18 protein-coding genes and 1 riboswitch are annotated in these 21,678 nt (G+C 51.2%); of the genes, 8 read left to right on the forward strand and 10 right to left on the reverse strand.

Annotated features, from left to right (window positions below; all coding sequences use genetic code 11):
- The 4 genes from thrC to tgt are packed head-to-tail and all read right to left on the reverse strand — an operon-like array spanning position 1 to position 4,436.
- Positions 1-1,056, reverse strand: a complete 1,056-nt coding sequence (thrC, locus tag VKV18_RS09180; RefSeq protein WP_324203906.1) for a threonine synthase — start codon at positions 1,054-1,056, stop codon at positions 1-3.
- Positions 1,057-1,111: 55 nt separating this feature from the next.
- Positions 1,112-2,455, reverse strand: a complete 1,344-nt coding sequence (locus tag VKV18_RS09185; protein WP_324203907.1) for a DUF1080 domain-containing protein — start codon at positions 2,453-2,455, stop codon at positions 1,112-1,114.
- 45 nt (positions 2,456-2,500) lie between these two features.
- Positions 2,501-3,298, reverse strand: coding sequence for an HD domain-containing protein (locus tag VKV18_RS09190; RefSeq protein ID WP_324203908.1), 798 nt, complete (start codon positions 3,296-3,298; stop codon positions 2,501-2,503).
- Positions 3,291-4,436, reverse strand: a complete 1,146-nt coding sequence (gene tgt, locus VKV18_RS09195; RefSeq protein ID WP_345786406.1) for a tRNA guanosine(34) transglycosylase Tgt — start codon at positions 4,434-4,436, stop codon at positions 3,291-3,293. The genes VKV18_RS09190 and tgt overlap by 8 nt, the downstream gene beginning before the upstream one ends.
- A gap of 301 nt (positions 4,437-4,737) precedes the next feature.
- Between tgt and VKV18_RS09200 the strand changes: the two genes are divergently transcribed.
- Complete coding sequence (locus VKV18_RS09200; RefSeq protein WP_345786407.1) at positions 4,738-5,697, forward strand: aldo/keto reductase; 960 nt, start codon at positions 4,738-4,740, stop codon at positions 5,695-5,697.
- Positions 5,698-5,741: 44 nt separating this feature from the next.
- Here the strand turns inward: VKV18_RS09200 and rsmI are convergent, their stop codons facing one another.
- Complete coding sequence (rsmI, locus tag VKV18_RS09205) at positions 5,742-6,491, reverse strand: 16S rRNA (cytidine(1402)-2'-O)-methyltransferase (RefSeq protein ID WP_324203910.1); 750 nt, start codon at positions 6,489-6,491, stop codon at positions 5,742-5,744.
- 10 nt (positions 6,492-6,501) lie between these two features.
- Complete coding sequence (gene srlD, locus VKV18_RS09210; protein WP_324203911.1) at positions 6,502-7,293, reverse strand: sorbitol-6-phosphate dehydrogenase; 792 nt, start codon at positions 7,291-7,293, stop codon at positions 6,502-6,504.
- Positions 7,294-7,417: 124 nt separating this feature from the next.
- Here srlD and galA point away from each other — a divergent pair, with 124 nt between their 5' ends.
- Complete coding sequence (gene galA / locus VKV18_RS09215) at positions 7,418-10,222, forward strand: beta-galactosidase GalA (protein ID WP_324203912.1); 2,805 nt, start codon at positions 7,418-7,420, stop codon at positions 10,220-10,222.
- Positions 10,223-10,249: 27 nt separating this feature from the next.
- A complete protein-coding gene (locus VKV18_RS09220) occupies positions 10,250-11,380 on the forward strand; it encodes an aldose epimerase family protein (RefSeq protein WP_324203913.1) in 1,131 nt (376 codons plus the stop codon).
- Positions 11,381-11,388: 8 nt separating this feature from the next.
- On the opposite strand, the gene VKV18_RS09225 is transcribed toward VKV18_RS09220, so the two are convergent.
- From VKV18_RS09225 to rph, 3 genes are read right to left on the reverse strand one after another with little or no spacing between them, the layout of a single operon-like run.
- Entirely contained in the window at positions 11,389-13,107 is a 1,719-nt protein-coding gene (locus VKV18_RS09225) for an alcohol dehydrogenase catalytic domain-containing protein (protein ID WP_324203914.1), read from the reverse strand.
- Complete coding sequence (rdgB, locus tag VKV18_RS09230; RefSeq protein WP_324203915.1) at positions 13,107-13,730, reverse strand: RdgB/HAM1 family non-canonical purine NTP pyrophosphatase; 624 nt, start codon at positions 13,728-13,730, stop codon at positions 13,107-13,109. The genes VKV18_RS09225 and rdgB overlap by 1 nt, the downstream gene beginning before the upstream one ends.
- Positions 13,731-13,733: 3 nt before the next feature.
- Entirely contained in the window at positions 13,734-14,459 is a 726-nt protein-coding gene (gene rph / locus VKV18_RS09235; protein ID WP_324203916.1) for a ribonuclease PH, read from the reverse strand.
- Between the two features lie 418 nt (positions 14,460-14,877).
- Here rph and VKV18_RS09240 point away from each other — a divergent pair, with 418 nt between their 5' ends.
- From VKV18_RS09240 to VKV18_RS09255, 4 genes are all read left to right on the forward strand, one after another.
- Positions 14,878-16,236: an ammonium transporter gene (locus tag VKV18_RS09240; RefSeq protein WP_324203917.1), complete on the forward strand. Its 1,359-nt coding sequence runs from the start codon at positions 14,878-14,880 to the stop codon at positions 16,234-16,236.
- A gap of 76 nt (positions 16,237-16,312) precedes the next feature.
- Positions 16,313-16,414: riboswitch (TPP riboswitch) on the forward strand.
- A gap of 103 nt (positions 16,415-16,517) precedes the next feature.
- A complete protein-coding gene (locus VKV18_RS09245; protein WP_324203918.1) occupies positions 16,518-17,318 on the forward strand; it encodes a type II secretion system protein in 801 nt (266 codons plus the stop codon).
- A gap of 4 nt (positions 17,319-17,322) precedes the next feature.
- Positions 17,323-17,982: a thiamine diphosphokinase gene (locus VKV18_RS09250; RefSeq protein WP_324203919.1), complete on the forward strand. Its 660-nt coding sequence runs from the start codon at positions 17,323-17,325 to the stop codon at positions 17,980-17,982.
- Positions 17,979-19,406, forward strand: a complete 1,428-nt coding sequence (locus tag VKV18_RS09255) for a sodium:solute symporter family protein (protein ID WP_324203920.1) — start codon at positions 17,979-17,981, stop codon at positions 19,404-19,406. Before VKV18_RS09250 ends, VKV18_RS09255 begins: the two co-directional genes overlap by 4 nt.
- Here VKV18_RS09255 and VKV18_RS09260 read toward each other — a convergent pair.
- On the reverse strand, positions 19,401-20,504 hold the full coding sequence (locus VKV18_RS09260) for a Gfo/Idh/MocA family oxidoreductase (protein ID WP_324203921.1): 1,104 nt from the start codon (positions 20,502-20,504) through the stop codon (positions 19,401-19,403). The genes VKV18_RS09255 and VKV18_RS09260 overlap by 6 nt on opposite strands.
- 348 nt (positions 20,505-20,852) lie before the next feature.
- On the opposite strand from VKV18_RS09260, the gene VKV18_RS09265 reads away from it, so the two are divergent.
- Positions 20,853-21,650, forward strand: a complete 798-nt coding sequence (locus VKV18_RS09265; RefSeq protein WP_324203922.1) for a DUF1559 domain-containing protein — start codon at positions 20,853-20,855, stop codon at positions 21,648-21,650.
- The last annotated feature ends 28 nt before the right edge of the window (positions 21,651-21,678 follow it).

Below are 21,678 nucleotides of genomic sequence, written 5' to 3' on the forward strand. Positions count from 1 at the left end.
CTAGACACCTAAAGCCTGTAATACAGACTCCCGTTTGGGCGGGATGCAAACAATCTGCTCGGAGGAAAGATGCATGGCCATATCAGGGTCCTTTAAGCCGTGACCGGTTAGGGTAACCACAACGGTAGCCGGCTCACAGAAAAATCCGCTCGCAGCTAGTTTCTTAAGACCCGCTATGGGTGCGACACTTGCAGGTTCGGCGAAAATGCCTTCTAGAGTGGGTAATAGGCGATAAGCTTCCAGAATCTCCTCGTCTGTCACAGCCTCAATCACACCTCCCGACTCCTCCTTGGCAGCAATGGCTCCTTTCCAGCTTGCAGGGTTCCCAATGCGAATGGCCGTTGCCACAGTCTCCGGTTTCGCAATCGGTTTACCCTCAACCAATGGGGCAGCCCCGGCTGCCTGAAAACCAAGCATTTTTGGAAGTCTCTTACATCGCCCCGCGCGATGATACTCGCAGTACCCCATCCACGCTGCGGTGATATTGCCAGCATTGCCTACCGGCATAGCATGATAATCTGGGGCGTCCCCTAAGGCGTCGACAATCTCAAAAGCCACGGTCTTCTGCCCCTGTAAACGATGAGGATTAACCGAGTTGACAAGCGCAATGGGATACTCCGCACAAATCGAACGGACAAGCGCAAGGGCCTCATCGAAATTGCCGTCTATAGCCAATACTTTGGCTCCATGCATCAGAGCTTGAGAGAGCTTGCCCAACGCAATCTTGCCACCAGGAATCAGCACTGCGCAACTAAGCCCAGCATGAGCTGCATAGGCTGCTGCGGAAGCGGAAGTATTGCCGGTCGAAGCACACATCACAATACTCTGCCCGGCCTCCACAGCCTTGCTCACTGCCATCGTCATGCCTCGATCTTTGAAAGAACCGGTTGGATTGAGGCCTTCATATTTGGCATAGAGAGTGATATGAGGACTTATGGCCGCAGCGAGCCGTGGTAGAGGAACCAGAGGCGTGTTCCCCTCCAGCAAAGTCACAATAGGAGTGGCTGCAGTTACCGGCAGCCACTCTCTATATCGTGCGATTACCCCTGAGTACAAGATGGCGCCTTTCTTACCTACTAGAAAATTGTGCGCCTATATTCTACTCTAAACCTTATCGTTTCACCAAATCACGCGGTAGCCCTGGCCAGTGCAGCTGCTCTATAGCCGCTCGCTGTTCTGGAAGGAGCGGCAGTTCGCGGATATAGATGTTTTTAAACCACAAAGGCGTCCAGTGGTGCTGCAGCTCAATAGGACCAATCGGATAGATGGGCTTGTCTCGCTCCCAATAGTTTTCTAGGGTTACATTCCATACAACCAGCTTGTTATTCAGGTAGACGGTTACTTTATCGCCGATCATCAGAATCCGAAACCGATTCCATTCTCCTATAGGATTATCTGCAAATACTGTGGGGTTACTCGGGTTCTTTTGATTGTTGTACAGCCCGCCTGAACCGATCGGATTATCCCATATCTGTACCTGCGGACTACCTCGCAGATAGATACCACTATCTCCATGCGGCGAGATTTTCCAGTCTACAAGTAACTCGAAATTCCCATAGTCCCTAACAGTACACAGATTATTGTTCTTACCGTCGTAGGTTATCACCCCATCTACAACTTTCCAGTGTTTGAAAGCCTCAGCCGTGGCGCGCTTTACGGCAGCATCCCATTCGGCCTCCGTCATTTTCGCACGGGTAGGTGGGTCACATACCCACCCACGCCAACCTTTCAAATCCTTACCATCAAATAGCGCCTTAAAGCCCGGTGGAGGAACGTTGTCAGGTCGTGGACGGCTTAGGTCCTTGATGTAGATATTTTTGAAATCCACCTCTGTCGGCTCATGACCTAACAACCCAATATGCCCTGTATCCCGCAACATCCCCGGATGATGCATCAATGTCGTAGGATCAACGACCTTATTCAGATCGGCATTAACCACTGTTTTTCCGTTGATCACAACCTTGATATGCCGACCAATAGCCGTAATCTCTTCGTGGTTCCATTCTCCAACCGGCTTCAACGCCCCTCTCTTCGCCGGCACAACGTTGTAAATGGAACCACAATACTGCCAAGGCTGCAGGTGCCGATACATGGAACCACTATCATCGAGAATCTGGATTTCCATGCCCATATAGGCCGCATCTCCCTGTAAAGGAGCGCGTATGCCGATCCCATTGTTGGCGTTTGCTGATAGCCGAAAATCGACATCCAATACAAAATCGGAGTACTCTTTCTCGGTAAAGAGATTTCCAGAGCACCCCGCAGGGCAGACAATAATCCCATCCTTAACTTCATAGCCCGGCGCCTGCCCAACGTAAACCCACCCGTTTAAATCCTTTCCATCGAATAACGGCACAAACCGAGCTTCTGCATGGCAGGAGGATGGATTCGCGGTTACCCCCATCCCGATGAGCACAAGCGCCAATAAGGTAAACAACCAGAACCTTGTCCTCATGTAAGACATCGTCTCCCCCTTAATGTGTGTTTCCGAATCCTAAACCTACATCTGTACATCGTTGATCACGAGTCGAAAGCGACAACCTAGTACTCCGGCAGCTTTCCGACACATAACCATTCGTTCGGCAAAAATCTCGAAATACTCCATAACAGTCGCTTTTTCTGTGTCTACTACCAGCTCGAGTGAAATGATCTTTTGGACTGCATCTATGAGTATGTGTGATTTTTGCACGGCATTGTTTACACGATCATGGATATCATACGTGGAAGGATCGGGATTTTGAACTCGCGTGTAGTGCACATCGGACTTGTCCGCAATGATCACTGCTGCCGTTACCGCATTGATCGGCACGCCCTCTGGCTCCTCATGATTTCCGATCGCTCCCACAACAAGCGCGATCTCGGCTGCCGGCATATTCATCTTCTCTAGGATTTGGAACGCCATCGTGGCCCCGATCTGCGGGTGATAGACGCGGTGGATGCAGTTCCCGATATCGTGCAAGAAGCCGGCGATGGCAGCAAGCTCTGCGGTACGAGGCTCCGCTCCTAGTCCCAACAGGATGTTGCGTGCGATTGAGGCCACTAGACCGGCATGGCGCAAGCCATGTTCCGAATAGCCTATTGCTGCCATTTGCCGATTAGCAGCATCAATATAGGCACGAATCCGCTCGTTATTCCGTATGTCCCGCAGGGTAATGACCTCTGCCGCCTTCTCCTGAGCCGCCAGAATCGGCTCTTCGACCTCTTTTATTGCCGGAGACTTTTCCGCAGGTGAGGCAGTTTTACTGGGGGGCGGCGATGCCACCCGATTCTGGGCAATGACTTCTCTGGAGTCACTCATCTATCGTCTCTTCCTTAGCCTGGTAGGCGTTCCGAATATCCTCGTAAAAAGTCTTAAAGGTTCCCTCGCGTAGATGATGCCTTATATTTCTCATCAATCGGTAATAGAACGCTAAGTTATGGTACGTCATAAGTCGGGGACCTAAAATCTCCTTGGCTTTGAATAGGTGTCGTATATAAGCCCGCGTATGACGCCGACAAACTCGACAGTCACATTTCGAGTCAAGCGGTGTAAAATCCTGCTCATAACGGGCATTCCTCAGATTGATAACGCCCTCTGAGGTGAATGCCTGTGCGTTGCGCGCATTACGAGTGGGCAAAACGCAATCGAACATATCTACTCCCCGCCGCACGGCTTCCAGAATATCTATCGGCGTCCCCACCCCCATTAAGTAGCGCGGCTTATCCTCAGGCAGAAACCGAACCGTCCACTCCACAATCTCATTTCTAACCGCAGCCTCCTCCCCCACAGCAAGGCCACCTATGGCAAAGCCATCAAAATCTAACTCCGTCAAGAATCTGGCGCTTTCGGCACGTAAGTCGTAGCTTATTCCCCCCTGAACAATCCCAAAAAGCGCCTGAGGCCACCCACCGATGGCTTTGCGCCCGTGCCGTACATGCTCCTCCAAGCAGACCTTCGCCCAACGATGTGTTCGCTCCATCGCCTGCCGAATATACTCTTCGGAAACCGTAGAAGCCGGACACTCATCGAATGCCATGATGATGTCGGCCCCTAACTGACGCTCGATCTCTATAACGCTCTGTGGGGTGAAGATATGACGACTTCCATCGATGTGAGACTGAAACTCCACCCCTTCATCCCCAATGCGACGCAAGCCCGACAGACTAAAAACCTGGTAGCCACCACTATCCGTTAGAATGGCACCGCTCCAACCCTCAAAACGGTGTAGCCCTCCAGCTCTGGCTATGAGTTGCTCGCCAGGTCGGAGATGGAGATGGTATGTATTTCCCAAAATTAAACCAAAACCGATCTCCTCCAACTCGTCGGGTGTCATCGCCTTCACCGTGGCCTGCGTGCCTACAGGCATAAACACGGGAGTTTCCACCGTAGCATGAGGCAATTGCAGTAGTCCGCATCTTCCTACCACCCCATCCTCCCGTGAAGACGATGTGATGATAAATGCTGGGATCGTCCCTTCTTTACCCAACTTCTCTCTTCAAATCCTCGCTGATTAGTGAATCCTCTCCACCCCTCGACAGAAGTATTATTATACCGACGATCTCTCTAGTCAAAAAAACACGCTTCTTTCGCCGACTCCGCCCGACACCGATTCGTAAAAGGGAACGACCACCTCCTAAAGAGGGTTATCCTCCGCCACCACCTGCTCATCTGGCCGGAGAGGTTGGCAATAGTTCTTCTGTCTCAGGCGATACAATCTTAAACACACCCTAAGAAAGGAGTTCATGGAGATGACAATACTGGAAAAACGCAGGCTCGGCAACAGCGATCTCGAAATCACTCCCATCGGTTTCGGCGCGTGGGCCATCGGCGGACCAGGATGGGAATATGGCTGGGGAGCCCAAGACGATCGCGACTCTATCGCTGCCATTCACGCAGCTCTCGATGCCGGCATCAACTGGATCGATACGGCAGCCGTCTACGGTATGGGGCACTCGGAAGAGATTGTTGCAAAAGCCGTTCAAACAAGCTCTCATCGCCCCTATATCTTCACGAAGTGCTCTCTTCTCTGGGACGACAAGGGGAAGGTTCTACATAGTCTTAAATCTCAATCAATCCGCAAGGAAGTCGAAGATAGCCTGCGTCGCCTTCAAACCGATGTTATTGACCTTTATCAAATACATTGGCCTATACCCGAAGAAGACATCGAAGAGGGGTGGAGCACATTAGCGAAACTGAAAGAGGAAGGAAAAGTTCGCTATATCGGTGTGTCCAATTTCAACGTCCAACAAATGGAACGTGTGCGGTCTATCGCCCCGATAACCTCCTTGCAACCTCCTTACTCGCTCGTACGACGTGAAATCGAAGCCGAGATTCTCCCTTACTGTCAAAAACATAGTATCGGGGTTATTGTCTACTCGCCCCTTCAGTCAGGACTCCTTAGCGGGAAGATGACCCCTGAGCGCGTTAGTGCGCTTCCTGATGACGACTGGCGCAAGCGAAGTCCAGATTTTCACAAGCCACGTCTCTCACGCATCCTTGGATTAGTTGAGGGGTTGCGCCAGATCGGCGCACGTCATAACCAGCCTCCTGGGGTCGTCGCTATCGCCTGGACACTTCGCCATCCCGCAGTAACTGGTGCCATTGTTGGTTTTCGACACCCCGATCAGGTTCACGAAATGCTAGGAGCACTTACCTTTCGGCTTTCCGAACAAGAAATTGCAGAAATTGAGCGCCTACTTCGCCAATACGACCTCTAAACCGATAGAGCATCAAAAGGCTTTGATCGCGTAACGCAGCGCGATCAAAGCCTATCTTCTACAGAGGATCGTTCACAACCGGCTATCAGCAACACGAATTCCCCTCGCAGGGTCATCCCTCGGGCAACGTCCAAAATTTCCGATAGCAGACCGCGGTCTACCCTTTCAAATCTCTTAGTCAGGTCGTTCGCAAGAGCCGCCAGCCTATCTCCAAAGACCTCTAAAGCCATCTCCAGACTCTCGATGAGGCGATAGGGGCTTTCATAGTAGATAAGGGTATAAGGAGAGTTTCTATCCGCCTCAAAAAAACGTCGTCGAGGCCCTGCCTTACGCGGAGGAAAACCACGAAAAGTGAAGCTATGACACGGCAACCCCGACAAAACCAGTGCCATGACGAATGCGGCCGGGCCTGGCACCATCGTGAAGGGTATATTCTCGGTAATAGCCTCTCTGACGAGCAGGTAGCCGGGGTCCGCAATTCCCGGCGTTCCGGCATCCGTCACCACTGCGATACGCTTCCCTGCCCGAATAAAAGCCAGTATTTGCCTGATAGCCCGTTCCTCATTGTGTTCATGGAGGGAAATCTGTTGCTTTTCAATAGAATAGCGTTTCAGCAAAAGACCTGTCTTTCGTGTATCCTCGCTGGCAATAATATCGGCGCTTCGCAACGCTCTGAGGGCACGTAAGCCTATATCCTCTAAATTCCCAATGGGAGTGGCCACCAACACAAGAGGAGGCCACTCCTCTTCAAACAGTTCCTTTGTAGGAGCGGAATACTCCTTTATCCTCCTCACTTCTCCCAAGTTAGCGCATCTCCTGACCACCGGTAACGTTGATCGCCTGCCCTGTCATATAACTGGCCTCATCCGAAGCCAAGAAAACAACAACATTACATACATCATCATAAGTGCATCCTCGCCCTAAAGGCACCTGCGCTTCGTACTTGAGGCGTACCTCCTCCTTGGTGAGGCCTTGCGTGCGGGCATATTGCTCATAAAGACTTTCCTGCCACAAGGTGCCATCTAAAAGGTTGCCGGGGCACACTGCATTCACGCGCACCCCATAAGGCGCTAGATCAAGAGCAATTGACTGAGTTAGCCCTATTCCTCCAAACTTACTTGCAGAATAAGCGCTATTGCGAAAACTCCCCTTCTTGCCCGATTTTGAGTTAATTTGTATAATATTCCCCTTCCGTTGCTTTACCATGACCCTTGCCGCCGCACGGGCACATAAAAAATAGCCAAATAGATTCACATCAATCACCCTTCGCCAGGCCTCGGCAGGGAATTCGGTAATATCGTAGGCGATTAAAATGCCGGCGTTGGCCACGAGGAGGTCCAGCGCACCAAACCTCCGAACGGTCTCCTGCGTCATCCCCTCTACCTGCTCCTCGTTCGTGACATCTACCTGCAGCGCCAACGTCTCGGCTCCCGTAGCCCGAGTTATCTCCTCCGCCGTCTCATGGGCTTTCTCAATTTTTACATCGGCAATGGTGATGGCACGACAGCCCTCCCGCGCAAGACGGTGAGCAATTGCTTCTCCCAAACCCTGTGCGCCACCGGTAACAATGGCTACCTGATCTTTCAAACGCTCCATTTTTTCGCCTCGCTCCTGAATGGATTTGTACAATGAGAAGGAAATACCCTATATCACGTCGAACTCTAGGTATGTTCTATTATCATATCATATACGCCCTAGTCTAACTTCGGAGAAATCCTGAATGCCCCGCTCTACCCTACAACGTCGGCACGCCTTCCTTCTGCTTGCCTCCCTCATCGTCCTGTTCATCTCCACTGCGGCGAACGCTAGAGTCAGACTTCGCATGGACGACAAATGGCGATTTCACCTCGGCGATATACCTCTATCCCATGAGGGCATTCCTATCACCAACTGGCGCTGGACGCAGATAGGTAATAGCCCTCCGAATATCGTGCCTTATCTCTCAAAACACCTGGATGTAACATCATGGCCTACCACGTCTCCCAATCAGAATACCTTTCATGGCCAATCAGGTTACAATATATATTGGACACTCCTACCGTCTATCCCTTATCACCATCCCCTCTTACACTTCGATAGTATGGGCCATGATGTGAGTGTTTTTCTTAATGGTCATTTTCTTTATCATCACTCACAATGGAATGTTCCTTTTAGCGTTCCACTGCCCCGTAAATGGCTCACCGAAAATATAAACAGCCTTCTCGTTCTCCTTCATCGTACCGACGGTATCACCGGCATTGGGAATGTGACACTCTTACCGAACCTAGATCTCCCTGAAGGCCCAGCTCTCCCAAACTATGACGATCGCGGCTGGCGCATCGTCCATCTGCCGCACGACTTTGTCATTGAGGGGCACTACGATAAAAACGCCGATGGCTCTCATGGATATCTGCCGACAAATGTGGCCTGGTACCGAAAGTATTTCTATCTACCTGCCTCAACAAAAGGCAAGAGTATCTGGGTCTACTTCGAAGGCATCTATCGGGATAGCCGCTTTTGGCTTAACGGTCACTTTCTTGGTCGCCATCGCAGCGGGTATATTGGAGTACGCTATAATCTGTCGCCCTATCTACACTATGGGGCATGGAACACTTTAGCTGTTCGAGTGGATGCGCGAGGCGAAGAAGGGTGGTGGTATGAAGGAGGAGGTATTTATCGCCATGTCTGGCTCACGATTGCCAATCCTATTCACATAACTCCATGGGGTGTTTTTGCTATCCCAAAGCTCCCTTCAGCTGATCGAGCAACTCTCACACTGCAAATAGATATCACGAACAATCGGCAAAGCTCTGTTCCTATCCGCCTTATCGCTTTGGTATTGGACAATACAGGGCAAAAAGTAACGAGCACTTCCACTCACCTCCTACTTCAAGCGGATCACATAACGCACACCCAGCAGCAGGTAACTGTCTTACATCCTCATCTTTGGTCTCTCGTTTCACCTTATCTCTATCGAGTTGTATGCATTCTTCAGCAAGATCATCGCAGGCTCGATGAAGTCAGCACAAACATTGGGATTAGAACAATTGAGTTTCGTCCCAATAGCGGCTTTTACCTCAATGGAAAACCCATTAAAATTAAGGGAACATGCAACCATCAAGATTTCGCAGGGTTGGGGAACGCATTGCCAGACAACCTGCAGTGGTGGAGAATAGAACAACTGAAGAAAATGGGTTCCAATGCCTATCGTACTGCCCATGATCCGCAAGATGAATCGTTGCTCGATGCTTGCGATCATCTTGGAATGCTCGTTATGGATGAAAACCGCCATCTGGGTGCTGTCTACACTCCCAAAACCCTCCCTGATGCCCCCTACTCGAATCTATCCGATCTAGCAGACATGATTCGTCGAGATCGTAACCATTCTTGCATCATCATGTGGTCTATGTGCAATGAAGAGCCGCTCCAGGGCACCCCTGAAGGCGCACGCCTCTTTGAAGCTATGAAGAAAGTGGTTCAATCTTTAGATCCTACACGCCCTATTACATGTGCCATGAATGGTGGTTGGGGTCGTGGCATTACCCTAGTGGAAGACCTTCAAGGAGGCAATTACCACCCCCAAGACTACGATTGGTTCCACAAACAGTTTCCAGATAAACCATTCTTCGCTAGCGAGTCGGCTAGCACGGTGTGCGATAGAAGCATCTACACAAACGACCCTCAAAAGGGCTACGTCGCTGCCTATGACCTTTACGCGCCTCCATGGGCACAAACAGCCGAAGTGGCTTGGAAGGCAGTTGTAACGCGTCCTTTCGTTGCAGGCTGTTTCGTCTGGACCGGCTTTGACTATCGGGGCAAACCTATCCCCTACTGGTGGCCCTGCATCAATGCTCACTTTGGCATTATGGACATGTGTGGATTTCCAAAAGATAACTACTATTATTATAAAGCATGGTGGGGGGATAAACCGCTCGTCCATATCCTCCCCCATTGGAACTGGCCGGGATATGAGGGGAAGGGCGTCGGCCTTAAAGGAAAACCCATCACGGTATGGTGCTATAGTAATGCGAGTGAAGTAGAACTGTTTCTGAATGGCCAGAGCCTAGGCAAAAAACCCATGCCTACATGGGGACATGTGGAGTGGAACGTGCCCTACCAACCGGGCAAACTTGAAGCGAAGGCCTACGATGAAGCCGGTAAGGTGGTTGCCACCGATGTTGTCGAGACAACAGGCCCTCCAGCTGCCCTGCATCTTTCCACAAACCTCACAACTCTTCCTGCCGATGGGGAAGAGGTGGCTCTCATCGAAGTAGATATTGTGGACGCACAAGGCAGAATAGTCCCCACAGCCGATAATCTCGTGCATTTCCAAGTGACGGGAGCAGGCGAAATCGCCGGTGTGGGAAATGGGGATCCAAGCTGTCATCAACCCAATATTGCCAATTATCGCAATGCCTTCAATGGCAAATGCCTGCTCATTATACGCGCTGGCGAACATCCTGGCCTCATTCGTATCCGAGCTATATCGAATGGTCTCTCATCGGCAAGCATCACACTTAAAACGATTCCGTCATCCTTGAAATAATCTGGCAAAATGCAATAGGAGGGTAAGTTGATTCAACAGGAGATATTTGGAAAACTTCGTATTGAGGGGAAGGGCGTCGGCCTTGAGGGGGAGGGCGTCGGCCTTGAGGGGAAGGGCGTCGGCCTTGAGGGGAAGGGCGTCGGCCTTGAGGAACCTGTCTTTATTTTTACGCTAACCAACTCTCGTGGCTCCATCGCTCGCGTCACGAACTACGGAGCCATTCTGACCTCCCTGGCCGTACCCGATCGCGAGGGGAACATCGGTGAGGTCACCCTCGGCTTCAATCGGTTAGAGGGCTATCTCGCCCCACACCCCCACTTCGGTGCAACCATCGGGCGGGTTGCTAACCGCATCTCCAATGCAGAGTTCACTCTCCATGGCAGACAGTATGTCTTAGCGGCCAACCACGGCGCACATACCCTTCACGGCGGCAAACAGGGGTTTGATAAGCAGCTTTGGCATGCAACTCCGCAACCGGCCAAAAACGCTGTTACCTTCTCCCGCCTCAGCCCAGATGGAGAAGAGGGGTTTCCGGGTAATCTTCAACTAGCGGTTACGTTTACCCTTACCGAAGACAACGCTCTTCGCCTTGACTATTTGGCCACAACCGACTTAGATACCCCCGTTAACCTCACAAATCACACCTATTTTAACCTATCGGGGGAAGGCGATATCCTTGATCATGAGCTTATGCTCAACGCCCATCTCTACACACCTACTAACGACGAGCTTATCCCAACAGGAGAAATCTGGGGCGTTAGGAATACTCCTCTCGACTTTACTCAACCTACTGCAATCGGTAGGCGTATTCATGAACTCCCCGAGGCTATCGGAGGATATGACCATAACTTCATCCTTCATAAACCGAACGAAGCTGCCATGGCTCTCACCTTCATGGCACGAGTCTACGCTCCGAAAACAGGTCGTATTATGGAAGCCTATACAACCGAGCCTGGGGTACAGCTCTACACGATGAATCGCATTCCCGACAGCCTATCTAGCCGGGAAGGAAAGCCCTATCCCCCTCATGCGGCGTTCTGCCTAGAAGCTCAGCATTTTCCCGACTCGCTGCATCATGCACACTTTCCATCAATTCTACTAACACCGAACACTACCTACCGTCAAACAACGATATACCAGTTTAAAACAGACCGTTAGACCCTTTTTTAAAGCAGTAAACGCATAAGCTCTTCTTCAGCTGCCTTCGTCCAAAATTTACCATCTTCTAACCTATCATACACAGAAGGCAGCACACTTTTCAAATCGGGCAAGGCAGTTAGCGGCAATTGGTGAATGTGAGGAAAAATAAGGGTCTTTCCAGGAAATTTTCCTTCCTTCACGGCCTGAAGACCATCGCGCGCTGCTTCCATCCCCCCAATTGCCGCTAAGGACGCATTTGTGTTGAGATCACCTTGCTCTACACGTGCCAACGTATCCCGCATGGCGGCTAGGGAGGAACCACTGCTGCCGATCAATCGGCAACCATCCCGCACAATGCGCTCACAAGGAACTTCTACTTTCGTTCCTCTGGCGACCCCAGCAAAGATATTAAACCAACCTCCTTTTGCGAGAAGCGTTATGGCCGCTTCTATCGCAGCCGGATCAGCTACCATGCTAACGATGTCATCGAATGCCCGGCCACGAGTCAGTTTTATCAGCATTTCAGCCTGCTGGTCGAAACTCATTCCCCGCACATTGCGCGTAATCAACTCTATCTTGCGCTGTCTAGCTAAGCCCCCAAAGCGCTCATTCAAGCTGGCCAACCTGTCATCATGCCTATCGGTTACAACGATAAGCTCAGGAGGTTCGCGCAACTGTAATGCCCGTTGAACGTGCATTTGCCCCATAGGCCCTGCAGCTCCGATAAACCAGGCGCATCCTCCTGCACGCAATTCGGCTGTACGCGATTCTTGGTAAGCGTCCACCAGCTTATTTCCCTTCACACCCACATAAAAGCGACGGTTATAATGAACTCGTCCGATGTCAATGGCAATTTTCGACGGCAAAGGCTCGGTTAATGCAAGGATCACCACACCATCATCGGCCGGCATATCACAAACTTTCTCTACGACCTGGGCATCCCAACGACCGGTAATCACAATATCATCAAAGTTTTCGATGCTGCCATTTATCAGATCGCATACAGACAGCTGGGTCATCTTTACACTAGCTGCCTCCAACTGCCGCACGATAGAGGTAATATCGAGTCCCTCACAAGCTACAAGAACGATTTCCCTCAGGTTCGCTCCACAGAACATCTCCACCAGCTCAACGTTCTCGCCACCTTCCCCAACAACAAGCAGAAAGCGGCCTCCCGGCTTAGGATGTGAGCGATGAGCGATCGCATAGGACGCGACCACACAGGCCCAAGGCTCTACCAATGCGGCCTCTACATAGCCTGTTGTATCCTGAATTGGCAATAGATAGCAACCCTCATCCCCCTCGATCAACTCTCGTGGAATGATACCGTACTCAGACAAGCCTCCGCGAAACACATAGCCATAGGCCATAGACTTGCCCTTATAAAACACGTCGGCTTGGATAACGTAGCGCTCTCCACGTTTGAATCGTCCTTCCAGATCGGCCCCCACCTCTACCACGGTACAGCACACCTCGTGCCCTAGCGTCACCGGCTCTTTGGTAAGGTCACGCCCGATCAGCCGCGGATGCTGCTCGCCAAGCGCAACTACCTTTGTGTCGGAATAACATAGGCCACAAGCATCATGACGTACTAACAGCTCATACGTGCCACATTTCGGCGTCTCCTCCACTTCGGGCGCTCCATTTCGTCCAAAGTTCTCGAAGCCTGCCCCATACAAATTCCATCGGAACATCTCCGTAGGAACAGCCCCTACAGCCTTTCGATACTGTTCTAACTTATCCATCAGCACTCTCTCGAATCGAGTTGAAATAGGCTTCTTAGAATCGGGATCACACCTCGTAAGGCCACCCCACGATGACTTATGCGATGCTTCTCGTCGGGCGTCAGTTCTGCCATGTGCCTGCCAAGTTGCGGTAGATAAAAAATCGGATCATATCCAAATCCATAGTGACCACGTTTTTCATGAGCCACTAACCCCTCACAACTTCCTTCACTAACGAACTCTTGTCCATCAGGAGTTGCGACCACCACGACACATTGAAAACGACAGGTGCGCCTTTCATCAGGGACATGGCGCATGATCTCGAGAATTTTGTCCATCTTTTCGTCAAAGGAGGTATCGGCTCCTAAAAAACGATGCGAGTGAACGCCGGGTGCCCCATCCAACGCATCAATCACCAACCCTCCATCATCTGCAATGGCAACTCTTCTTGCATGTTTCGCTGCGGCGACCGCTTTCAAACGGGCATTCTCATAAAACGTCTCCCCAGTCTCTTCAACCATAGGCATCGGCTCGATGTCGCTTAGGGTCAACAACGTCAATTCAGGGCAATACGCCCCAAGAATCTGAAGCATCTCCCGCCCCTTCTTCGGGTTCGTGGTCGCAACAAGTAACTCCTTCTTCATAGCCTACAGAATCCCTTCGAGTGCCGCACGTTGCAGCTTGAAAAGTTGCTCCAGCCCCACCTGCGCGAGATCGAGAAGACGCAAAAGGCGATTCCGATCAAACGGTGTCGTCTCGGCTGTCCCCTGTATCTCAACATAACGGCCCTTGTCGGTCATTACCACATTCATATCCACGGCACAACGATGGTCCTCTTCATAGCAGAGATCAAGCAACTCATCACTTCCAACCACACCTACACTTACCGCGGCCACCATTCCTGTCAGGGGCATTCTTGCAATAACACCTTCATTCACTAATTTTCTGCAAGCCTCAGCAAGCGCCACGAAGGAGCCGGTAATGGCGGCACAACGCGTTCCGCCGTCTGCTTGAAGCACGTCGCAGTCTATCCAGATCGTCCGCTCTTCCAGAACTGGCATCTCAACAACCGCCCTCAAGCTCCTTCCTATCAACCGCTGAATCTCTACGGTCCTGCCAGATGGTCCATTTCGCCCCTCCCGAGGCGTACGAATGTTAGTCGAGCGTGGCAACATCCCATACTCCGCGGTGACCCACCCCATCTCTCCTTCGAGTTTTCTAAACGGCGGCAACTTTTCCTCTACCGATGCCGTACAGATTACCTTCGTATTCCCCATCTCGATCAAACACGAACCCTCCGCGTTGGGCATAAACCCTCGCGTGATCTTCGTCGGTCGCAACTGGGCACTCCCACGTCCATCAAATCGCGGCATAGGCGTTCCTTCCTCGCTTCAATTTTTTCTCTGCCTATCTTACCCGCTATCTCATGATTCTGCTTGCACTACGTCAGCATCGAATTTAGATATTGACACACATCCTCATGGCGTGCCAAAATAGAACCATCAAACTCACATAGCTGTGAGCGCTTCGCAATCCTCTTACCAGACCGACGGCGTGGTCGGCATTTAGAGCCGCCTAGTGGCCGAGCCACCTCTAGCCCAATGGCCTCAAACCTTATGGCACATTGGTGCACTCTATTTCCTGCTCGATACGCACTAAGAATGTGTCTCGGCTAGCCGTCTGTCTGGGGAACGGGGTTCCTCCTTCAGACGGTGGCGTCCCTCTTATGTACTCTCAATGTCCGAATCTTCGCAATGTAGCCTATCTACCACAGGAGGAACCTAACAAAGTATGTTTCACAAGTTTACCAAATCGAGCATCCAAACGGCTCTAACCTTCGCCACAACGCTTCTTCTTATTATGGTTAGCAACGCAAGTGCATGCGCTCAAACGCCCGCTTCTCCCGCTTCTACGATTAACACGGGCGATACTGCCTGGATGCTCGTCGCTGCTGCCTTCGTTATGCTGATGACCCCTGGGCTCGCTTTCTTCTATGGGGGTATGGTGCGCTCAAAAAATGTGCTTAACATGCTTATGCAAAGCTTCGTGGCCCTCGGTATCGTGACCCTTGTATGGCTTCTGTGGGGCTACTCTCTCGCTTTCGCACCGGGAAACCCTTTCATCGGCAGCTTACGCTGGTTCGGGCTTAACCATGTCGGTGAAAACCCTTCCCCCTACTATGCCCCCACCATCCCGCACCAAGTTTACATGATCTACCAACTGATGTTCGCCATCATCACCCCGGCGCTCATCAGCGGGGCGATCGCCGAACGCATGAAATTTTCGACCTATGTGGTCTTCATTACCCTTTGGAGCACTTTCGTCTACTGTCCACTCGCTCATTGGGTTTGGGGACACAACGGTTGGCTTAACAGTCTTGGAGCACTCGATTTTGCCGGGGGCACCGTAGTGCACATCAGTAGCGGCGTTTCCGCTCTTGTCCTTGCCATAGCCCTTGGCAGGCGCCATACGGACATGCTCCATTCTGGAGAAGAGATGCGCCCTCACAACCTTACTATGACTTTGGTAGGTACAGCACTATTGTGGTTTGGGTGGTTCGGTTTTAATGCCGGCAGCGCCTTGGCCTCCGGTGGGCTTGCCGCTTCCGCCTTCGTCGCCACACATATTGCCGCAGCCATCGCCGGACTTACATGGATACTTATTGAATGGAGTATCTACAAAAAACCTACCGCGTTGGGCTTTGCCACCGGTGCGGTGGCAGGCCTCGTGGCCATTACACCGGCCTCCGGATACGTGGGTCCTGTTCCGGCTCTGCTCATAGGCGTTGGAGTGGCCTTTATCTCCTTCTATGCCATTAAACTCAAACACAAGTTTCATTACGATGACGCTCTTGATGTATTTGGAGTTCATGGAATGGGAGGAATCTGGGGAGCGCTCGCAACCGGCCTCTTTGCCTCTGTGCTTGTGAATAGCTCCGGCAGCAACGGCCTTTTCTACGGTGGAGGACTAACCCTGTTCCTTAAACAGACTATCGCAGTCGCCAGCGCAGTCGCCTATGCAGCCGTAGGAACCTGGATACTTACGAAAATTCTCGACGCCATCATGGGGCTGCGCGTTCGCGTAGAAGATGAAAATATAGGTTTGGATCTTACTCAACATGGCGAATCGGCCTACGTCATGGCCGAATGAGCAGCCTGTACATAAATCCTATTCCCAGTTGACAAAAGCTTCCTTGTAGGGGTAGAGTCTAAGCGATAATCTATTATTTCTATGCTAGGGGTGCTGCAAAGCTGAGAGGGTTTTCTTAGCCCAACCCTATGAACCTGATTCGGGTAATGCCGACGGAGGGAAGCAATGACTTATCTACTATATATAGCCATCGCTCCCAAAGCTCGGAGCGATGGCTTTTTGCTCATCGCTATCGCCTCGGCTCGTTGAATGAAAGCGCACCTAGCGCTAAGGAGAAAACGATGAATCTATCTGCTCCTAAAAAGGCGTTTACATTGATTGAACTTTTAGTGGTTATAGCCATAATAGCGATTCTTGCGGCCATCCTCTTCCCCGTTTTTGCTCAAGCCCGTGAACAGGCCCGTCAAACCGTTTGTACCTCAAACGTCAGACAACTGAGTATGGCCGTGCAGATGTACCTTCAAGATTACGATGAAACGTTTCCGATCTTCTATGCCTACAACACCTGGGACCCCATCCACAATGTCCCCGCCCCTTCAGGGACGCCTGCACATAAAGGGGTAGAAGTGGAGTTGATGCCTTATGTCAAAAACCATCTCATCTTTAAATGCCCGGATGATCAGGGCGGTCCCTCGCTCTATACCACCTATCAAAATGATGGTTGCCCAAACACCAACACCTATTTTGACTGCTACGGTTCAAGTTATCGCTTCGATCACGGCGTCTTCACAACTATCGCAAACGAATCGAGCCAAGACAATATTCTCTACACTACTACCCAGGTGGTTACTCTGGCGTCCCTAGCACTACCGGCAGAAACACGCCTCATGCGAGATGAGATGATGCCTTGGTTTGGCACAAATCCAAGCTATGGCTACATTCCAGGCTATTTTCAACAGTGGCATCCGCGCGGCGGAGGAATTGTGTTTGCCGATGGACACGGCAAGTTCATCGTCTCAAGCGCTGCATTCGACAATGAGGTTGTGTGTCCGGGTGGTGAACGCAGCGGACAACTCGACCCGAACGCTGCCACCGATGGCAATCCGGGAAACCCACCTACCTACTATTGGCTTTGCGATTAAGAATATGCACGTACTTATCCTCGCTAACGGCTCACCACCTCCGCACGATCTAGCCCAACGTCTTGCAAGTACCGCAGACCTTATCATCGCTACGGATGGCGCTGCCGCAAAAGCGTTTGACCTTGGGCTTCAACCTCACCTCATTTGTGGGGATTTTGACTCCATAGATAAAGCGCAGGCGCGCCAACTGTTTCCTTCAGCGGAAATCATCGTTGCAGCTAATCAAGACTATGCTGACCTAGAAAAGTCGCTTCAACTGGCCAAAGATCGTGGTGCGACTCAGGTTACCATACTAGGAGCCACCGGCGGCAGGCTCGATCATACGCTTGCAAATCTCGCGCTTCTACTGTCTTGGCATCAAAAAATGGGGCTCTGCATTCAGGAAGCAGACACCTCTGTGTGGTGCCTTTCTGCTGCTAGCAGTATCCCGAATAAGCATATAATCCCCACTCAGCCGAACGATATAATCTCAGTTATTGCACCAGAACCTGCTATCATTTCTATCCGCGGTGTCTTATGGGAGGCCGATCACCTCTTGTTACAACCCGGAACGCGTGCGGTAAGCAATAAGGCGCTCGGGCACAGCGTTGATGTCGAGATAGTGCAGGGAACGATTTTCCTCTGCCTATTAAGCTCCTCCATCATGGAGACACCAACCCCATGACAAACCCGCATTTTTCTCTTTACGACTGGTCGTTTTTAATCATCTACCTGGCTTTTCTTCTGTGGATTGGACTACGAAGAAACCGTATCACCACCGAAGACTACCTAATTGCAAATCGCAACCTTGGCTTGCCTGTATTTGTTGCGACCCTAGTGGCCACATGGTACGGTGGAATTTTGGGCGCCGGCGAGTTCGTCTATACCGATGGCCTTGCAGCTTGGGCAGCGAACGGTCTACCTTACTATCTATTTGCCATCCTTTTTGCTTTGCTTCTAGCAAAGCGTGTTCGTCAAGCAGGCGCCAGCCTCTATACCATTCCCGATCGGCTGGAAATGGAGTACGACAGAGGAACCGCTCTACTTGGAGCCTTGCTAGCCTTTCTCTACGCCACTCCATCGCAGTATGTGCTCATGCTTGGAATTCTGCTTCAACTCCTGTTTGGATGGCCTCTCTGGTTGGCGATGCTGATAGGAACGCTTTTCTCGATCATTTATGCACTCATAGGCGGTTTTTTGGCCGATGTACGTGTTAACACACTACAATTCCTGCTCATGTTTTCCGGCTTCATTTTTACGGTGGTCTTCTGTTTAACAAAATTCGGGGGTATTCGGCCCCTTCTTCGTACGCACCCACTCCCGCCCCACTACTTTACTGCCCTCGGCAACCACAATGTGTTATGGCTTCTGGCATGGAGCGTCATCGCACTACAAACGTTTACCGATCCGGGGTTTCATCAGCGCTGCTATGCCGCCAAAACCCCACGCATCGCCACGCTTGGCATTCTCGTCGCCGTTGTCTGCTGGTTTATTTTCGATTCCCTTACTTTTCTTACAGGAACGTTTGCTCGTGTTCTTTTCCCGAATCTAAGCGATCCCACCTTAGCCTTTCCTCTCATTGCAGCACGGGTTCTGCCACACGGCCTTCGCGGCTTTTTCTATGTCGGGATGCTGGCCCCCATTATGGCCGCAACCGTCTCCTATACATTTATCTCGGCCATGACCATCGGAAGAGACTTTATATGGCGTCTTCGAAACGAAGCCGGGCCACAGAACGTTCCACGTTATACTCGTATCGGCCTTTTACTTACTTCATTTATCTCTATTGGGATCGCCTTGATGGTACGTTCCGTGGTAGAACAGTGGTATCTTTTTGGTAATCTCATCGTATCGGGACTGCTGTTGCCACTGGTCGGCGCCTACCTATGTCCACCAAAATGGAAAATCCCAGCCCGCTACGCTTTTCAGGCGATGCTTTATGGTTCCCTCATCGCCTTCCTAGACCTTGGGCTGGGCTGGTGGCATTACCATGGCAACTACCGGGACCTTTGGGGCATTCCGCCCCTAATACCTGGCCTACTGGTAAGTGGTAGCTTTTACCTTGCCGGCGTTAGGCAAACGGCAAAAATATGCGTATCGAGCCTATAGCGGGAGTGCTGTAGATTTAGATAACGCCATTACCTCCTCGGCCGATATCTCCTCACCGCGCTCTGCCGAAAGATAGATGCCCTCGGAGATAAGCATGGTATTCAAAGCGATTTCAGCCGTCGGCAACAACGTCACACGCCCTTGCAAAGCGGCTACCCAGTGCTGCTGAGAGCTACCGAATAGGTCTCCCTCTCCCCGAAGACTATTCCAACGGAATCGCGCAGCACTTAAACTCGTGGTTGCATTGAGGTCAAGATCGCCCACGCTTTGGTAATATCCAAAGGGTTGCAGACGCACACCGCCCTTTGTTCCTACAAGCGATGAGCCTTCAAATCCATCTAACTCAATCGCCCACGCTTCGATGATATCCATCGTTAAATCCCCTTCAAAGCGCACAAAACCCATCGCCAGCTCTTCTACACTGTAGCCGGCCGCTCGTCGCCTCTCTTCATCCATCGGCAGCTTCTGATAGGTCTTACCGGTTATACGTTCGACCTTTGGGTTGCCAAGCAAGTAGAGGAGTTGGGAGATATGGTAGACGCCCATATCATAAAGAGCACCTCCGCCGGACATGGCTTTTTGCACAAAGGGGGCTTTTCCATAGCCATCCACGTAGGGCCGTCCTCGCCTCCTAAAACCGGTAGAGCGTGCGTGGTATATTTCTCCTAAGCAACCGTTATCAATAAGCTCTTTCGCGGCCCGGGTCTCGTCGGAATAGAGAAAACCGAGTTGGATGTGCAGCATTTTTCCTTTCTCGCGGGCACACTCTATCATCGTTACCGCATCACGATAGGAGCCGGCCATTGGCTTTTCGCAGTAGACGTGCAGCCCCCGTTCCAAAGCAGCGACGGTTGCGGGCATATGGAGGTTATTATGCAGACATATATCTACAGCATCCAGATCGTCTCGTTTAAGCAGTTCTTGTGTCCGATAATGTACATTTGGAATGGAAAATGTTGCCGCTGTGCTATCTGCAGCCACCCGATCAATGTCGGCACAAGCTACCACCTCTACTCCAGAGATACGGGCGTAGTTCTGAAGGTGTATCTGAGCGATCTGGCCGCAACCGATAATGCCAATACGTATGGACTTTTCCATCGAAACCCCTTTCTCTCAAAAGTTTGAAGTTTAACTTCGACGCTCAACGCAAAATCTCCTGTTACCCCTAAACTCCGAGTATGGCTTACGAAGCTGTAATCCGATATTTAAACCTCTAGCCCCTCTTAATTTCATAGCCAATAAAAACTCGTAGGACTGCTATTGACATGTCCATTCTGCAGGGGGTATAATCGAAACAGTTCGACAACGGATACGAGAACATCCCATCTCAATGAAGATGATACAGAAAACGATAATTGAATTGTTTCGATTATCGAGGCTCGTTTCCCTTGTTCTGAACTAAATTCAACGGCTGTTTATCTATACAACCTATTGGGAGACAAGTAAATGCAACGAAAAGCTTTTACGCTCATCGAACTGCTTGTCGTGATCGCGATTATAGCGATTCTGGCAGCTATTCTCTTCCCTGTGTTCGCTCAGGCACGGGAAAAAGCACGGGCGATCTCCTGCGTCTCTAATGAGAAGCAACTTGCAACCTCGATCCTCATGTATACCCAAGACTATGACGAGGTTTTCCCCACCGGCCTGCAACAGAGCTGGTATGCGAATACCTGGTACGTGCTCGTACAACCCTACGTGCAAAATCTGCAGGTGTTTCGCTGCCCCGATGATCCCATTGGAACCCCTCCCTCCTGGACCCAACCTTGGGGTGGAATTCGCCTTTCCTATGCCTCCAATGGCTATATGAAATGGGATGGTTCCAACTGGAGCGTCTTTGGTGTTATGGGCATGTCGCAAAGCTGGATGGGCAACACTACCACATCACAAGCTCGGATCGGGCGCCCTGCAGAAACCATTCTCTTTACCGAGAAGGATGCCCTGCAACCTAACATCAACTCGATTCCGGGCAACCTGCTCGACTTTGGCCCCGGCTGTATGTTCACCGGTGTGAACTGGTGGGATGGCTTCTCGCCTGGCGAGATTCCGAATGGCACCATCCCGGCCAACTCTGTTACCAATCCCTACGATCCCAACGGGCCTAACGGAGCCGTCACTGCCGTGCACGCACAAAAAGCTAACTTTGCCTTTGCCGACGGTCATGTAAAAGCTATGACGCCTACGGCTACCGATCCAGACCCGATCAACCAACCTCAAAATAATATGTGGGATGCAACGCGGCAGTAAGTTTAGCACCGATATTCCAAGAAAGGTC

Origin of the sequence: Chthonomonas sp., from assembly GCF_035294505.1 — a bacterium.
In the GTDB taxonomy this organism is placed as follows: Bacteria; Armatimonadota; Chthonomonadetes; order Chthonomonadales; family Chthonomonadaceae; genus Chthonomonas.

Excerpts from the sequence above, each read along its gene's own strand:
- VKV18_RS09185 (WP_324203907.1), bottom strand. The coding sequence starts at position 2,455 with ATGAGGACAAGGTTCTGGTTGTTTACCTTATTGGCGCTTGTGCTCATC.
- VKV18_RS09190 (WP_324203908.1), bottom strand. The coding sequence starts at position 3,298 with ATGAGTGACTCCAGAGAAGTCATTGCCCAGAATCGGGTGGCATCGCCG.
- srlD (WP_324203911.1), bottom strand. The coding sequence starts at position 7,293 with ATGGAGCGTTTGAAAGATCAGGTAGCCATTGTTACCGGTGGCGCACAG.
- galA (WP_324203912.1), top strand. The coding sequence starts at position 7,418 with ATGCCCCGCTCTACCCTACAACGTCGGCACGCCTTCCTTCTGCTTGCC.
- VKV18_RS09225 (WP_324203914.1), bottom strand. The coding sequence starts at position 13,107 with ATGGATAAGTTAGAACAGTATCGAAAGGCTGTAGGGGCTGTTCCTACG.
- rdgB (WP_324203915.1), bottom strand. The coding sequence starts at position 13,730 with ATGAAGAAGGAGTTACTTGTTGCGACCACGAACCCGAAGAAGGGGCGG.
- rph (WP_324203916.1), bottom strand. The coding sequence starts at position 14,459 with ATGCCGCGATTTGATGGACGTGGGAGTGCCCAGTTGCGACCGACGAAG.
- VKV18_RS09240 (WP_324203917.1), top strand. The coding sequence starts at position 14,878 with ATGTTTCACAAGTTTACCAAATCGAGCATCCAAACGGCTCTAACCTTC.
- VKV18_RS09245 (WP_324203918.1), top strand. The coding sequence starts at position 16,518 with ATGAATCTATCTGCTCCTAAAAAGGCGTTTACATTGATTGAACTTTTA.
- VKV18_RS09250 (WP_324203919.1), top strand. The coding sequence starts at position 17,323 with ATGCACGTACTTATCCTCGCTAACGGCTCACCACCTCCGCACGATCTA.
- VKV18_RS09255 (WP_324203920.1), top strand. The coding sequence starts at position 17,979 with ATGACAAACCCGCATTTTTCTCTTTACGACTGGTCGTTTTTAATCATC.
- VKV18_RS09260 (WP_324203921.1), bottom strand. The coding sequence starts at position 20,504 with ATGGAAAAGTCCATACGTATTGGCATTATCGGTTGCGGCCAGATCGCT.
- VKV18_RS09265 (WP_324203922.1), top strand. The coding sequence starts at position 20,853 with ATGCAACGAAAAGCTTTTACGCTCATCGAACTGCTTGTCGTGATCGCG.